We start from the raw sequence: 14853 nt of genomic DNA on the forward strand, positions 1-14853 counted from the left end.
TTGATAGATTTCCGGGCCAAATTACACGGTCGTAGATCGATCACTGCTCCTTCTTGAACAAATCCTGGAAGATGAGCTGGCCCCAAGTGCGGCCGCGTGCGTGCACCAGCGCGCCACCTTCGTTGAGCTTTCCCAGCTTGACGGGCGCGAATCCGAGTTGTCTGGCCAAGGCCACCACGGGAGCGATCGCGTCCTCGTCTTCGCTCGACAGAAAGACGACCCGGTGGCCGGCTTCGACGACCGGATCGGTAGCCAGGGTGGCTGCAATCAGGTGGTTGAAACCTTTCACGAGCTTGGCGCCGGCGAACGCCTTCGCGACGATGGCGGAGCCCGGGAGGCCGTCCAGTTCTTCAGGGGCTGGAAACAGGTTCATCGCGTCGATGACCGTCTTGCCTTTCCAGTTTGGCAGGGCCTTCGCAACCTCGCGATGCTCCCCGAACGGGACCGCCAAGATGATCGTGTCAGCCTCGACTGCATTCTGCAGCGACTTGGCGACGACCGTGGGTCCAATCGCCCGAGCCTGCGGCGCCAACGCCTCGGGCGGCCGGCGGCTCGCGACGGCCACGTCGATGTTTTTACGGGCGAAGGCGTGGGCGAGGGCCTGGCCTACCGCACCGAATCCTACAATCGCATAGCTCATAATACTTCTCCGATCCGTGTTGATATTGATTCCCCGGCCCTTCAGATGGCCGAGAAGCCGCCGTCGACAGACAACTCCACCCCATTCACGAAGCTCGAATCGTCTGAAGCAAGAAACAGCGCGACCGCCGCAATTTCCTCAGGACGACCCATCTTTCCCCGCGGGATCAGGGATTCGAACATCCGCTTCGCCTCCTCGGTGAGAACTTGGTCCTGCATCGGTGTGGCGATCGGCCCCGGGCTCAGCACGTTCACCCGGATATTCCTGCCCTTCAGTTCGTTGAGCCAAGTGCGTGCGAATGAGCGCAACGCCGCCTTGCTCGCCGCATACACGCCGTAACCAGGAAAACCTTTCACCGAAGCAACTGACCCGGTCATGAAGATCGATCCGCCATCGTTGAACAGCGGCAACGCCTTCTGAATCGTAAACAGTGTGCCGCGCGCATTCAGGCCGAAGGCCGCATCGAAGTGTTGCTCGGTAATTTCGCCCAGTGGTACGGCTTCGCCCATGCCGGCGCTCGCGTACAGGATGTCGATCTTGCCCTTTACCCGCTTGACCGTATCGAACAGGCGGTCGAGGTCGTCGAGATTGGCCGCGTCGCCGCGCACGCCGGTCACGTTCCGGCCAATCAGCTTGACGGCCTCGTCGAGCGCCTCCTGCCTCCGGCCCGTGATGAAAACATAGGCGCCTTCTTCAACGAACCGCTTGGCGCTCGCCAGTGCCATACCGCTCGATCCACCCGTGATGACTGCAACCTTACCCTCAAGCTTTCCCATGACTTCCTTTCAGACTCCGTCTTTGGTCGTTCGGGGACGCCCCCGAGAACCTCGACATAGGTCCGTCGGCGTCAGGCGTTGAGTGCAGAAGCGCGCACATCGGTGGTGCGAAATCGATCCGGCTGGACGACTGACGCCAGCCGCGATGATCGGTGTCCGCCGTTCGAAATTGGGTCGTGCTTGTCGGCATAGGCTATGATAACCGCCCGTACTGCTGTTCGATGTGTTAGATGCGGGCTTTGGAAGGCGCACCGCGCGGTGCGGGATTGCACCATGATCGACTGGGATGACGTTCGCTACTTTCTTGCCGTCGCGCGCGGAGGCTCGGTGCGGGCTGCCGCCGAGCGCCTCGGTGTGAACCACGCGACCGTGCTGCGACGCATCGCCCAGCTCGAGGAACGCCTCGGGGTCCACATGTTCGAAAAGCTGCCTTCGGGCTACCGCCTGACGGCTGCGGGCGAGGAGGTCCTCGAGTTCGCGGACCAGATGGAAGCGTCGTCGCACCTGCTGGAGACGCGCGTCTTCGGGCGCGACCAGAGCGTGCGCGGGCGTCTGCGGGTGACGCTGGCGCCGCCCCTCGCGACACACCTGCTCATGCCGGACTTCGCCGATTTCGCGCGTCTGCATCCGGACATCGAGATGGAAATCCTGTCGTCGGGCGAGCTGGCAAATCTGACCAACCGAGAGGCCGACGTCGCGATCCGCGTCGTCTACGACCGCAAAACCCTGCCGCTCAATCTTCACGGCATGAAGGGACCGGAGCTGTTCGGCGGCATCTACATGTCCTGCGATGGACTAGCCGCGTGGCGTGCGGGCGCGCCTGATCCCATCCGGTGGATCGTCATAAGCATTCATGGAATCCCGGACTGGGCCAGCGAGGGTGAGGTTCGCACCACGGGGGTTCCATTCAGGACCACGGACGCCGAGGCGCAGATCGTTGCTGTACGGCAAGGGCTCGGGATGACGACACTGCCGTGCTTCGTTGGCGATGCCGACCCCCTACTGGTGAGGGTGCCGGGTACCGACCTGCACATGTACGGAACGGTTTGGCTCCTCACACAGGGGGAGACACGCAAGACGAAGCGCGTGCGGCTCTTCACGGAGTTTGTATCCCGCAGGCTCGCCGCGTACGCTCCGCTTCTCGCGGGGCTGTCCATATCGCGCGACTGACGCCCGGCAGGTCGCCGGCGACGCTTGCCGTAATCCGGTCGGAAGCCGAGCTGCAATCGCTTGAAGCGCCGTCGTTCAATCCGCGAATGTTTCGCCGTATCGCAACCGGCGCGAGGGCCACACTACTGACGGCGACGGACTTCACCATCGCTGACGGTCTTTTTGGCAGGCTGGAGACGCCGCTTTTGCGGAGAACTCCGAGGAAAATAGACCAACCGATATCGATAGTCTTTGAAACCGAGCAAATCGCGGATCGCCGAAATTCTCCTCTGAATTCAAGAGCGAGAATTTCTGACGGATCCGGGATACGGTTCTTCGTCGTCAGCGGAAAGCTTTTCCTCGATGGATCAATGCGTTACGATGCTTCGGAACAATCGAGTGGGAGTGAGGGGCGAGTACTATCGAGTAGAGTAGGTTCGAGTGGCGTATTAGATGCGATGTTGTCTCTGCGATAGCACGCGATAGTAGTCTGCGTTGCTGAGTAACTTCAATCTATTCCGGTCCGCGCTGCCCACGTCAGCGCATTTTCATCCTGCGTATTCGCTTGTCATCACTGTGAACCCGGGTTTTGTTGGCAGCGCCCGAGCGGCTCTTCACGTGATCGATGAAGGCTCGCAGTTTCGGCATCATTTGATGGCGACTGGGATAATAGAGAAACACACCCGGCGCCATCAGCGCGAACGGCTCCAGGACGTGTACGAGTTTTCCCGCTTTCACCGGTCCAGCAGCGATCGGTCCAGGCACTTGCGCAAGACCCACGCCTTCGATGGCCGCGCCAAGCATGGTGGGAAAGTCGTTGGCTATCAGCGGCCCCGAGACGATCGCTTCGACCGTCTCGTTGCCATCGACAAAAGACCAGGGCGCGATCGACCCGTTCGAGCGGCGGATGCGCAGGCAGGCATGCTGACGCAGATCGTCGATGCGTTCCGGCCGCTTCCGCCGGCGTAGATAATCGGGGCTGCCGACGACCACGAACGGGAACGGCCGCGTCAGCCGTACCGCGACCATGTCGGCAGCGATGAACTGGCCGAGCCGGATGCCGGCGTCAAACCCTTCGGCCGCGAGGTCGATCAACTCCTTGCTTGCCGCGATCTCCACCTCGACCTCGGGATAGGCTTGGCAGAAGGATGCGATCAGCGGCTCCAGCAGGATCGGCACCACCGCCCGCGGTACCGATAGGCGCAACAATCCGGCAGGCCGCTGCCCAAGATCGCGCGCAACCTCGCTTGCGGCAACTAGCTCCTCGAAGGCTGGCTTTGCGCGTGAAAGGAATCGTTCGCCGGCCTCGGTCAGGCCGACACTGCGCGTTGTGCGTATGAACAGCGCTGCGCCAATGCGCGCCTCAAGGGTGCGGACCGCCTGGCTGATCGCTGACGGGGTTACCCCTAGTTCCGCGGCCGCTTTGCGAAAACTGCGGTGCTGGCCAACGCTCAGGAACGCCTCTACGCCGTCGAGCGCGCCTTGTCTGACTGTGAAGTTCCGCTTCATAACCCGTCGACATTATCGCGAATAGTCGATCGTGGAAAGCGGTCTTAGATCTGAGTTGCAAATCAGGAAGCACCGCTGATGTCGAGCCCTAACATTCGCGACATCATCATGGGGCTATCGCAAAGAACAAAGGTGGCCGCCGTGATCCGAGAAACGAGACCGATGAAAGCAATCCGTGACGTCGCCCTAGCATTCACCCTAACTCTGATAGGCGCTTCTTCCATGGCCCATCCATCCCTTGCCCAAGCACAAGCCATCTCGCCCGTAACCACCGGGGTGATGGTCATCGTTACTGTGAAGGAGGGCGTCACACGCGAACAAGTCATGGCCGTCATGCCGGCTGAAATCAGGCAGACCGTGCAGCTCTATCTCAATGGGAAGGTTCGTGAATGGTATTCGCGGGCCGATGGGCGCGGCGCCGTTTTCTTGCTGGATGTCAGGGATGTCGCCGAGGCACACGCGATCATGGAGGACCTTCCACTGGCCAAGCAAAATCTCATGGACCACGAGTACATCGCAGTCGGTCCGCTTATGCCGCTCCGCTTGCTCATGGCCAATCCCTGAGCGCCAGCAATGAAGGGACGAGACCCATATGGAGGAGCGCCGATGACCCCTGCCGCTGTTCCCGCAGCAATCGTCTCGTCGCGTCCTGCTTGGCGTGGCCTGCTTTGGACCGTCGCATTCACGGCACTGTGGACGTGGTTGATCTACTCGCTACCAGCGCTTCTGGCGGGCGGCCTTCCGGCCTTGGCCGTTCGGCTGATGGTCCATGGACTCATCGCGCTCGGCTTGTGGCTCGGCCTCGAACGGACCGACCTCACTCCGGACCAGCGTCGCACGACTTGGCTGGCGATCATGGTCCCGTTCACGCTGTGGGCCGCTGTCGCCTGGACCGCCGCCATCAATGGTGTTTTCCGCACGGGTGCCTCTCCCTTACCGTTGCTGCCATTGGCGATCTTACTGCCGGTGATCATCGGCGCTCCGCTGTTGCTGTTATCGAAGCGGGTGGGACAGATGCTCGATGCGATGCCGACGACGTGGCTCGTCGTTCTTCAGCTTTACCGGGTCTTTGGCAGCCAATGGCTCGTTTATTGGCTAAGTGGGCTGCTGCCCGGCCTATGGGCATTGCCGGCAGGAACTGGCGATGTGCTGACCGGTCTGTTCGCCGCGCCGGCAGCGATCGCCCTGGCGACCGGCACGACTGAGGGGCGGAGAGCGGCGATCCTCTGGAACATCTTCGGCCTCGCGGACCTCGCCGTCGCGATCGCCTTGGGAATGATCATCTCGCCCGGCGCGCTCCAACTGATCGTTCTAAATGGCCCGAGCATCGGCCTAGACGGTTATCCCAATGTGCTGACCCCCGCTTTTGTGGTGCCAGGCTCGATTCTGCTGCACGCGCTATCGCTGCGCCAGCTGCGCCGCCGTGGTCGGACGAAGGCTCTCGGGCGCTAGACGAAGCCTACGGGCCTCAGGCGAATAACGCGCCATGATCGACTTCCTTCGAAGCTCGTAAACCCGCGATCGGAGCTCACATGTCCTCGGAAGCCCTGTTCCAAATACACCTCGTGTTCGGCTACGTCGCGTGGCTGCTTTGCTTTGGCGTGTACGTTTGGCCTTGGCTCAAAGCGATGGACCAGGTCGAAGCGCAACGCGCGATCGCCACGCTGCACAGCTTCCGCTTCTTCGGGCTCGTCTTTATTCTTCCTGGCGTGGTCAGTCCCAATCTGCCCGCCAGCTTCGCCGTATTCGCCGCCTACTGGGATTTTGCTACCGGCGTGCTGGCCATGCTGGCGCTTCTCACGGTCAGGATCCGTCCGCTGTTTTGGCTATTCGTCGCCGCCTTCAACCTCGTGGGGTTTGTTGACCTGATCCTCGACTATTACCACGCGGTCCAGGTCGACCTCCCTGCGAAAGCTGGCGAACTGGCCGCCACCTACGCGATCCCGATCATCTACGTGCCCATATTGATGATCACCCACGTTACTGCTTTCTATTTGCTGCTGCGTCCTCGGTCCGAGGCTGCCCGGGCCCCGGCTGGCGATGCCGCCGCATCTTAGACCCGCGACCGAGCCGCAGGCGCTGCCCTGTATGCTCGTGTGCATTTTTGTTTGCGCAAATCGCACGCGAGACCGCGGGTGCAGCAAGCACCCGGTCCTCCCTGCGCCCTCTGAACAAGAGGAGAGCAAAGAAGATGCAAAGCTCGGGCGCGACGCGCCGCGAGAATGCGGACCCACACCCTGAAAGACTATTTGGATCGGGCTAGCTGGCCCGGTAATCTCCGCTTCGCTGTCTGCCTTGGAAGATCGCTCTCTCCGGGGCCCTTTTGCGAATGGAATGTGCTTCGATGAAATCCGCGCGCCGAAAACCGAAACTCGTTGCCAAGTCGATCAGGGAACCCAAGCTTTCCCGCACCCATGCTCCAGCCGATCTGTCGCCGGTGGACTGGCAACGCAGCTTGCGCCGACAGTTCGGCCGCGAGCAGGCCTTCGGGCTTGAGAACCTGACCGGCGAACCGTTTTTCTCCGAGTTTCGGGTCAGCAATCCAGCGTCGAAGTCCAGCTATCGCGTCGCGATTCGAGGCTTGGGGCCGGGCGGCAATTTCTGTTCTTGCCCCGATTACGCCACCAGCGAACTGGGGACCTGCAAGCACCTCGAATTCACGCTTGCGAAGCTGGAGAAAAAGCGCGGCGCAAAGGCGGCGTTCACGCGCGGCTACCAGCCTGCATTTTCCGAACTTTATTTGCGCAATGAGGGCAAACGCCGCGTGCATTTTCGCGCCGGAACGGATTGCCCGCCGGCGGTGCGCGAGGCAGCCGCCGACATGTTCGACTCCGATCGCGACGGAACGCTGCCGGAGGAGCGTTTCGGCGAACTGGAACGCTTTATGACAATGGCATCGAAGTGCGGTCATGAGCTGCGCGCTTATGACGATGCGCTCGATTTCGTCGCGGGACGGCGGGACGCGGATCGGCGGGCCTCCAGGCTGGCGCAGCTATTCCCGCGCAGTGCAGCCGATCCCAAGCTGCGGGCGCTTCTGAAGGTCCCGCTCTATCCCTATCAAGCCGAGGGCGCACTGTTTGCGGTACGAGCCGGCCGGGCGCTGATCGGCGACGACATGGGGCTTGGCAAGACCATACAGGCGATTGCCGCGACCGAAATACTGGCACGGCATTTTGGCGTCTCGAAAGTTCTGGTGATCTGCCCGACCTCGCTCAAATATCAGTGGCAAAGCGAGATTGCGCGCTTCTCGGGACGGAAGAGCAAAAATGCGGCGCGCGTCATTAGCGGCGGCCGGGCGCAGCGGCTGAGGGACTATGCCCTGGACGACTTCTGCAAGATCACAAACTACGAGAAGCTCAAGCCCGATCTCGACCAGATCGCCGCGTGGGCGCCCGAACTGGTCATCGTCGATGAAGCGCAACGGGTGAAAAACTGGAACACGATTGCGGCACGCGCCCTGAAACGTATCGATAGTTCCTACGCAATCGTGCTGACCGGTACGCCCCTGGAAAACAAGCTCGAGGAACTGATCTCCATCGTCCAGTTCGTCGATCAGCATCGGCTGGGGCCGACCTGGAAGCTGCTGCACGAGCATCAGGTCAAGGACGAAGCCGGGCGCGTCACCGGCTATACCGGACTGGACAAGATCGGCCAAACGCTGGCGACGGTCATGATCCGCCGCCGCAAATCCGAGGTGCTGCGGCAATTGCCCAGCCGGACCGACCAGAACCTGCTGGTGCCGATGACCGAAATGCAGATGGAATTCCATCAGGGAAACGCCGACGAGGTGGCGAAAATCGTCCGGCGCTGGCGCAAGACCAGGTTTCTGTCCGACATTGATCAGCGGCGGCTGATGATTGCCCTGCAGAACATGCGCATGTCGTGCAACAGCACCTATCTGCTGGACCAGGAAACCGACCACGGCGTCAAGGCCGACGAATTGGCGGCACTGCTCGACGATTTGTTCGTCGATCCCGAGGCCAAGGTGGTGGTGTTTTCGCAGTGGACGCGGACCCACGACATCGTCATCCGTCGTCTCGAGGCGCATGGGCTGGGCTATGTCAGCTTCCACGGCGGCGTGCCATCGGACAAGCGGCCGGCACTGATCGAACGGTTTCGCGACGACCCCACCTGCCGCGTGTTCCTCTCCACCGATGCCGGCAGTACGGGGCTCAATCTGCAGCATGCTTCGACCCTGGTGAACATGGACTTGCCGTGGAATCCGGCAATCCTCGAACAGCGCATCGCGCGCATCCATCGCATGGGCCAGACGCGGCCGGTGCGGGTCATCAATTTCGTGGCAAAGGGCACCATCGAGGAGGGCATGCTTTCTGTGCTGGCGTTCAAGCGTTCGTTGTCGGCGGGAATTCTCGACGGCGGCAGTGGCGAGATTTCGCTTGGCGGTTCACGTCTCAACCGCTTCATGAAGGATGTGGAAAGCGTCACCGGAAGCATGGGAGAGGGCGAAGCGGTGACACCGGCTGAGGAGGTGGGGAGCATTGCTGCTGATGAGGATGCAGGCCCAGCGAAAGACATAAAGGCTGACGGGAATATTCGCGCTGGCGAGACGGCGCGGACTGATGGGGCCGGGACGCCGCCTCAAGATGCGGCTCCCGATCCGTGGCAAGCCCTGCTGCAGGTCGGCGCGCAGTTCGTTGCCGCACTGGCGGCTGCCAACGATCCCAAGGCTGATCCCAAGGCCGCTGCGCATCCCTGGATCGAGCGCGACCCGGAAACTGGCGCGCAAAGCCTCAAAATGCCGCTGCCGCCACCGGAAACTGCCCGACAACTTGCCAATGCACTTTCCGCACTCGCGGACGGCCTGCGCGGCAAGATTGCGTGACGACGCGTCGTTTTGCCAACATCTTGGATGGTGGTCCGCAATGTTTCATGATGTCAAATGGTCTCCGTCTGAAAAGAAGATCGCGCGCAGGGCTTTCGACACCGCGTTGGAATCGGCGCTCGCCAAGGTAATGGCCGAATTCAAGCGAAAGGCTAACGCCGCATCGACGCCCTCCGAGATGTGGGCGATCGAAGACTATCTCCGTCAGCAACGGCGGGAGATCGATGAGTCATTCGATTATCGGTACTCGCAACTTCCTCTTGTCTTTACCCGTCTCATTCGAGAGGGGCATCTGGATGAAAGTCTCCTTTCCGGTCTGTCGGAAGAGAAGCGCGAGATCATTCGCTCCTTCCTTGCTTTCGCTGCGAAGGGGTGACGGCGGCGGCGTTGCTCCACGTCTGGCTCGGGGTCATGAGCACAGCGGCGCGACCGCGAAGCGCGGCACCAACAAGACCGTAGGGCAGAATGAATAGCGAAGCCTACTCCGCGAAATCGCTATCTACCACGAAACGGATTGGCGATGCGTAAGCCCTCATCGAGTTTCATGCCATGCTGCATGTCCTCCGACCAGAGCGTGTCGCAACTGGCGTCCAGTGCCGAGGCGGCAATCATCGAATCATAAAGTGAAAGGCCGTATCGTTCGGCGATTCGGAGTCCGGCTTCGTGGGTCTCGACGGTGACGGGATGAATTGTCAGCAGGCCGCGCAACGTGTTCAGCAATGCATGGGTCTCGTCCCAGGTCATCTGCATTTTCCGGCGCGCCACATTGGCAAGTTCGTTCAGAACTTGCACGCTGATTGAACCGCCACCGGCAATCGTCGCTTCCGCCCGATCGGCCTTCGAGGCATCGCCGGACGCGAGGTAGATGAGGACGTTGGTATCGAAAAAACTAACGGGCATTCGCCTCGTCCCTGTCGAACCTGAAATCGGCAGGGAGACGGCCGCGGAATGCGCGAAGACGTTTCAATAGCTCGTCGCGCCCGGGCTTGCGCGCCACGCCGAACCGCTGCCCGTCAGCGACGTGGATTTCGATCTCGTCGCCTTCCTTGAGCCCGAGCGCTTCGACCACGACGGCGGGAAGGCGAACCGCGAGGCTGTTCCCCCATTTTGCGACCTGCATGCCTGCGCTCCATCCGCTAGGATATACGTATTTTACAATGTATATCTATTGATGGTGAAATGTCAATGAGGAGGGTAGGCAGCGTTCCGCTGCCAGACCGACTGGAGTATTCCGGCTGGCTGGCCCGCTTGGAATTACGGTGCCAGTGCACCAAATTGCAACGGGGACTTAAGGCCGTGTCTCACGCGTTGCTTGGCGCTGCTTCATGCATACGCAATCCAGCCGTGAAATGGATTGCTTCGCGGAGCCTGTCATCACTGTGCGAGCGCAATTGCGTTCGTCGCGGGGCGCGCATTCGACCCGTTGGCACAAAGACGGAGTCGGCTCATCGAGCGCGACAAAGGGTGACGGGCAAATCACTTCGGATTTTCCGAAATCGTGTCAAGCCCGGGATTGAAAAATATTCCGCTTTCGTTCTCGCCCAAATCAGCCGCATAACTTCGCCCGTCTCACGGCGGATGAGGGGCGCTCGCGAACGTCACGAACGCGCGGTGAGATGCGGTGGACGCTGATGGCGCGACAGACGTGCGCGCCGGACGCGTACGGCGAAGTCGTGTGGTTCGGGCGCCGCGGTGCTGGCGTCAAGTTGGCGGGATCTGTCTCGCCGGCGACGGAGGCAAAACAGCCGTTCTCCGGGAAGAGCACGAAGTAAGCCGTAAAGCCATTGCGCAGGGAAGGCCGGGATGCCCCGCTGTACCTGTATGCTCGTGTGCATCTCTTGCTGTGCGCAACGGCACACGAGACCTCGGGTGCAGCAAGCACCCGGTCTTCCCCGCGCCCTCTGAATGAGAGGGCGAAAAGATGCAAAGCTCGGGCAAAACATGTCGCGAGATCGCGAAACTGTATCCACCCGTCATTGCCTGCGATAAAACGCGAAGCGCTTGCGCAAGGGAGCGAAGCGACGACTTGTCCGCCGAAGCCTCGGCGAAGGCGGAAGCAATCCTCGCAACGACGTGGCGAGACTGCGGCGTACCGATGCATGCTCGGTTGTATTAAAAGTATTGACTTATATAAGCCAAGACCGATATTCCTTGCCTGGAAAGAACAAGGAGGACGGAATGCAGATCGACGTCGCCAGGGTATTGGGACTCGTCACGCGCTCGGTGCGCAATTTTGAAAAGGATGGGAAAGCAGCAAGCGCGGTGACGCTGACACGGCTTTACGACACTGATGTCGATGACCTCTGGGACGCACTGACCAGCAAGGAACGCATCCCGCGCTGGTTTTTGCCGGTCGAGGGAGATCTCCAGTTGGGCGGAAGGTACCAGCTCAAGGGGAATGCCGGCGGGACCATCACGGCGTGTACGCCGCCTGATCATTTTGCAACGACGTGGGAATTCGGCGGCGGGACGAGCTGGATCGACGTCAAGCTGGCGGCGGAACGCGACAAGGCGCGGCTGACGCTTGAGCACACCGCTGTTATCGAGGATCATTGGAACCAGTTCGGTCCAGGCGCGGTGGGTATCGGTTGGGACCTCGCCCTCGCAGGACTTGAGCGGTATCTTGCGACGGGGGCGTCGGTCGATCATGAAACGGCCGAGGCGTGGATGGGCTCTCCAGACGGCAAGGCGTTCATGACAGAGAGCGGTGAGTTTTGGCGTGCGGCCCATGTCGCGAGCGGCGTCGATCCGGCCTCGGCCAAGGAGCGGTCGGACCGGACCATCGCTTTCTATCGCGGCGAGATCCCGCCTGATATGGCGCACCCGGGCACAGGAAGCTGATGCACGTCTTCGAAGTCCTTTCCGATCCGGTGCGCCGTCGCATCCTCGAACTGATCGGTCCGGGCGAAATGGCGTCCGGCGAAGTGGTGGAAGCGATCGGGGCCGAGTTCGGGATCACGCAGGCGGCGGTGTCGCAGCATCTGAAGGTGCTGCGCGAGAATGGCTTTGCAAGGGTCCGGGCGGACGCGCAAAGACGGCTCTATTCGGTGGATGCCGCGGGGCTTCAGGCGGTGGATGCGTGGATCGGCCAGTTCAGGAGCTTTTGGGAGCCGAAGCTCGACGCGCTGGCGACGGAGATCGCGCGAGGCAAACGCGAGCGACGAAATGCGCCAATGACCAAACGTCCCGGGAAGAGGGCTTGAGGGAGATCGCGCACGAACGTGCGGCAGGTCTGCCATTCTGGCTGAGGGGCTGCGGCGCACTGCCTGTCGTGGCATGTTCGGCGCAGTATTCGAAGGCTTCACCACATTTTCGGATCGGGCGGCATGTCTGACGATTTGAACTGGCTTTCCGCCCGCGAGATGACGCGGCGCTTCGCCAAAAGCGATCTGTCGCCGGTCGATGTGCTGGAAGCCACGCTGGCGCAACTGCACGCGGTCAATCCGGCTCTCAATGCCATCTGCCTGCTGGATGAAGCGCAGGGGCGGCGTCTGGCCGCAGACTCGGCGGAACGTTGGCGTCGCGGTGCGCCGCTCGGGCCGCTCGACGGCGTTCCTGTCGCCATCAAGGACACGGCGCATGTTGCGGGCTGGCCGACGCGCATCGGCTCGCACGCGACGGCATCAGCGCCGAGCACGGAGGATACGCCCGGTGTCGCCCGCCTGCGTGAGGCCGACGCCGTGTTCTTCTGCAAGACAGCAACTCCCGAATTCGGCTGGAAGGGCATCACGCATGGCCCGCTGACCGGCATCACGCATAACCCTTGGGATACATCCCGCACGCCCGGCGGCTCCAGCGGCGGCTCGGCCGCATTGGTGGCGGCTGGCGTCGTGCCGCTGGCCACCGGCGGCGATGGCGGCGGCTCGATCCGGATTCCTGCGGCGTTCAGCGGCGTGTTCGGGTTGAAGCCGAGCTACGGCGTGGTGCCGAATTTCCTGGGCCCAATGGGCACGCTGGCGGTCTATGGCGGCCTGTCGCGCGATGTCGCTGACAGCGCCTTGCTGTTGAACGTACTGACGCGGCCGGACGTGCGTGATTCCTTCGCCATTCCCTATCGCGGCATCGATTATCTCGACGGCCTCGACGTCGGGGTGGCGGGCATGCGCATCGCATGGTCGCCCGGTCTCGGCTTTCCGGTCGCTGAGCCTGCCGTCGTGGCCGGCATGCAGCCGGCGATCGACGCGCTGGTGAAGGCCGGTGCAGACGTGCAAAGTGTTGCTCTCGATCTTTCCGGTGCGCAGCCGGTGCTGGAAGTGATCTGGGGCGCATCGCATGCCGCATTGGTGCGTGATTTCGACGGCGCGCAATTGGCGGCGCTCGATCCGGGGCTGCTGCGGCTGGTCATATCAGCCCAAAATATTTCCGCGATCCAATTGCAGGCGGCCTATGCCGAGATGCGCGCGCTGAGCCAGAAGATGCAACTGTTTCATCAGGATTATGATCTGCTGCTGACGCCGACCGTTCCCATCACCGCCTTCGCGGCCGGCGTCGATACGCCCGACGTCACGCGCTTCCCGCAATGGTTCGATTGGACGCCGTTGACCTGGCCGTTCAACCTCACCCGTCAGCCTGCGGCCTCGGTGCCTTGCGGGTTTGTCGGGGGTCTGCCGATCGGATTGCAGATCGTGGGGCCGATGTTCGCCGAGCCGAACATTTTTCGGGCGAGCCACTGCGTCGAGCAGGCCTGCGCCACCGGTGCGCGGCCGGGTCTTGGCGCAAGCGACCCTCTTCACACGGAAAAACAATACCTGTGATACACCGGGATAATCGAGTGGCAGTGAGGGCATAAGCCGCAATGAGCGACATCTACGACCCCCAATTCGTGAAGGCCGTGTTCGATCGCTGCTCGGATCGCTACATCACCTTCAGCCTGATCTGCTCGTTCGGTTTCACCGAGCGCTGGCGCCAGCAATGCGTGGCGGCGATGCCCGCGCCTCCGCCCGGCGGCGCGCGCGGCTACGATCTGATGGCGGGGACCGGCGAGGTCTGGCCGCATCTGTTGAAGCGCTTTGACGATATTGGATCAATCACGGCCGTCGACATCTCCTCCGGCATGCACCGCCGCGCCATGGAGCGGCTTCACGCCCACCGTGCCCACCGGATCGAATTCATCGAGGATGACGTGCTGGCAAGCGATCTGCCGCCGGAGAGCGTGGACTTCGTCATCTCCACGTTCGGCCTGAAGACGTTCAATCCCGAGCAGCATGTGCGGCTGGCCGCCCTGATCGCGCGCGTGCTGAAGCCCGGCGGCGTGTTCTCCATGATCGAGGCGTCCGATCCGAAAGGGTGGTGGCTTCGGCCGCTATATCTGTTTCATCTCAAGGTGATCTTGCCGCTCATCGAGCGCATCTTCCTGCGCGGCGCACAGGATTTCGCGATGATCGGCACCTACAGCACCAACTTCGGAAGTTCGGCAGAGCTCGCAAACATATTGCGCGGCCACGGCCTCGAGGTGGAATACTCAAAATATTTCTTTGGCTGCGCAACCGGCGTAGCGGGCCGCAAGATCGGGCCCAGCTCGTAGGGCACACCATGCTCCGAAAACTATTACCTAAACTGCGGACAACGATGCACGTAGTCCCAGGGAATATCATATACGCAGGTGTAACGGAGGTCGTCCGATTGCTTTAGCGGCGGAGCCACCACCGGTTCGTCGACCGCATCCGGTGGTAGGCCATAGAAAACTCCCCCACCTGCCGGCCAGAAAGCGCCTGGTCCCCGGTGATGGTTATGTATCGATCGGGGGAATGACGGGAAAGCCGGACGCGCCGGAGCAACCGCTGCACCGCGCGCTGCTCCCGGATCGGCGAATGCCTCGCCCGCGGCAAGGACAAGCGCGACTACACCGAGAGACGCGATAAACGTTGTTCTATAGGCCATGGCACTCACCATTCGCAGGTTACTGAACAGCATCCCTAAAACGCTAAGCCGTGCCT

The 14853-nt window shown here is 61.7% G+C and carries 15 protein-coding genes; 10 read left to right on the forward strand and 5 right to left on the reverse strand.

Annotated features, from left to right (window positions below):
• Positions 1-40: 40 nt before the first annotated feature.
• Positions 41-640, reverse strand: a complete 600-nt coding sequence (locus tag V1283_RS13770) for an NADPH-dependent F420 reductase (RefSeq protein ID WP_334387021.1) — start codon at positions 638-640, stop codon at positions 41-43.
• Positions 641-681: 41 nt separating this feature from the next.
• Complete coding sequence (locus V1283_RS13775; RefSeq protein ID WP_334387022.1) at positions 682-1416, reverse strand: SDR family NAD(P)-dependent oxidoreductase; 735 nt, start codon at positions 1414-1416, stop codon at positions 682-684.
• A 273-nt stretch (positions 1417-1689) separates the two neighbouring features.
• Between V1283_RS13775 and V1283_RS13780 the strand changes: the two genes are divergently transcribed.
• On the forward strand, positions 1690-2586 hold the full coding sequence (locus V1283_RS13780; RefSeq protein WP_334387023.1) for a LysR family transcriptional regulator: 897 nt from the start codon (positions 1690-1692) through the stop codon (positions 2584-2586).
• Positions 2587-3102: 516 nt separating this feature from the next.
• On the opposite strand, the gene V1283_RS13785 is transcribed toward V1283_RS13780, so the two are convergent.
• Positions 3103-4074, reverse strand: coding sequence for a LysR family transcriptional regulator (locus V1283_RS13785; protein ID WP_334387024.1), 972 nt, complete (start codon positions 4072-4074; stop codon positions 3103-3105).
• A gap of 78 nt (positions 4075-4152) precedes the next feature.
• Between V1283_RS13785 and V1283_RS13790 the strand changes: the two genes are divergently transcribed.
• From V1283_RS13790 to V1283_RS13810, 5 genes are all read left to right on the forward strand, one after another.
• Positions 4153-4638 (forward strand): muconolactone Delta-isomerase family protein, encoded by a 486-nt coding sequence (locus V1283_RS13790; RefSeq protein ID WP_334387025.1) that lies wholly within the window; start codon positions 4153-4155, stop codon positions 4636-4638.
• A gap of 42 nt (positions 4639-4680) precedes the next feature.
• Positions 4681-5526 carry an MFS transporter gene (locus tag V1283_RS13795; RefSeq protein WP_334387026.1) on the forward strand — a complete coding sequence of 282 codons (846 nt, stop codon included), beginning with the start codon at positions 4681-4683 and terminating at the stop codon, positions 5524-5526.
• An 80-nt stretch (positions 5527-5606) separates the two neighbouring features.
• Complete coding sequence (locus V1283_RS13800) at positions 5607-6131, forward strand: hypothetical protein (protein WP_334387027.1); 525 nt, start codon at positions 5607-5609, stop codon at positions 6129-6131.
• 287 nt (positions 6132-6418) lie between these two features.
• Entirely contained in the window at positions 6419-8917 is a 2499-nt protein-coding gene (locus V1283_RS13805) for a DEAD/DEAH box helicase (RefSeq protein WP_334387028.1), read from the forward strand.
• A 40-nt stretch (positions 8918-8957) separates the two neighbouring features.
• A complete protein-coding gene (locus V1283_RS13810) occupies positions 8958-9293 on the forward strand; it encodes a hypothetical protein (protein WP_334387029.1) in 336 nt (111 codons plus the stop codon).
• Between the two features lie 119 nt (positions 9294-9412).
• Here the strand turns inward: V1283_RS13810 and V1283_RS13815 are convergent, their stop codons facing one another.
• Both V1283_RS13815 and V1283_RS13820 read right to left on the reverse strand, forming a co-directional pair.
• Complete coding sequence (locus V1283_RS13815) at positions 9413-9817, reverse strand: PIN domain-containing protein (RefSeq protein ID WP_334387030.1); 405 nt, start codon at positions 9815-9817, stop codon at positions 9413-9415.
• A complete protein-coding gene (locus V1283_RS13820) occupies positions 9807-10037 on the reverse strand; it encodes an AbrB/MazE/SpoVT family DNA-binding domain-containing protein (RefSeq protein ID WP_334387031.1) in 231 nt (76 codons plus the stop codon). The genes V1283_RS13815 and V1283_RS13820 overlap by 11 nt, the downstream gene beginning before the upstream one ends.
• A gap of 1058 nt (positions 10038-11095) precedes the next feature.
• On the opposite strand from V1283_RS13820, the gene V1283_RS13825 reads away from it, so the two are divergent.
• The 4 genes from V1283_RS13825 to V1283_RS13840 all read left to right on the forward strand — a co-directional run bounded on the left by V1283_RS13825 (position 11096) and on the right by V1283_RS13840 (position 14441).
• Positions 11096-11758, forward strand: a complete 663-nt coding sequence (locus V1283_RS13825; protein WP_334387032.1) for an SRPBCC family protein — start codon at positions 11096-11098, stop codon at positions 11756-11758.
• Positions 11758-12120: an ArsR/SmtB family transcription factor gene (locus V1283_RS13830; protein ID WP_334387033.1), complete on the forward strand. Its 363-nt coding sequence runs from the start codon at positions 11758-11760 to the stop codon at positions 12118-12120. Before V1283_RS13825 ends, V1283_RS13830 begins: the two co-directional genes overlap by 1 nt.
• 123 nt (positions 12121-12243) lie before the next feature.
• Complete coding sequence (locus V1283_RS13835; protein WP_334387034.1) at positions 12244-13671, forward strand: amidase; 1428 nt, start codon at positions 12244-12246, stop codon at positions 13669-13671.
• Positions 13672-13712: 41 nt separating this feature from the next.
• The gene (locus V1283_RS13840) at positions 13713-14441 is read left to right on the forward strand and encodes a class I SAM-dependent methyltransferase (protein WP_334387035.1); all 729 of its coding nucleotides are present in this window, start codon (positions 13713-13715) and stop codon (positions 14439-14441) included.
• The last annotated feature ends 412 nt before the right edge of the window (positions 14442-14853 follow it).

Source organism: Bradyrhizobium sp. AZCC 2262 (genome assembly GCF_036924535.1).
Lineage (GTDB): Bacteria > Pseudomonadota > Alphaproteobacteria > Rhizobiales > Xanthobacteraceae > Bradyrhizobium.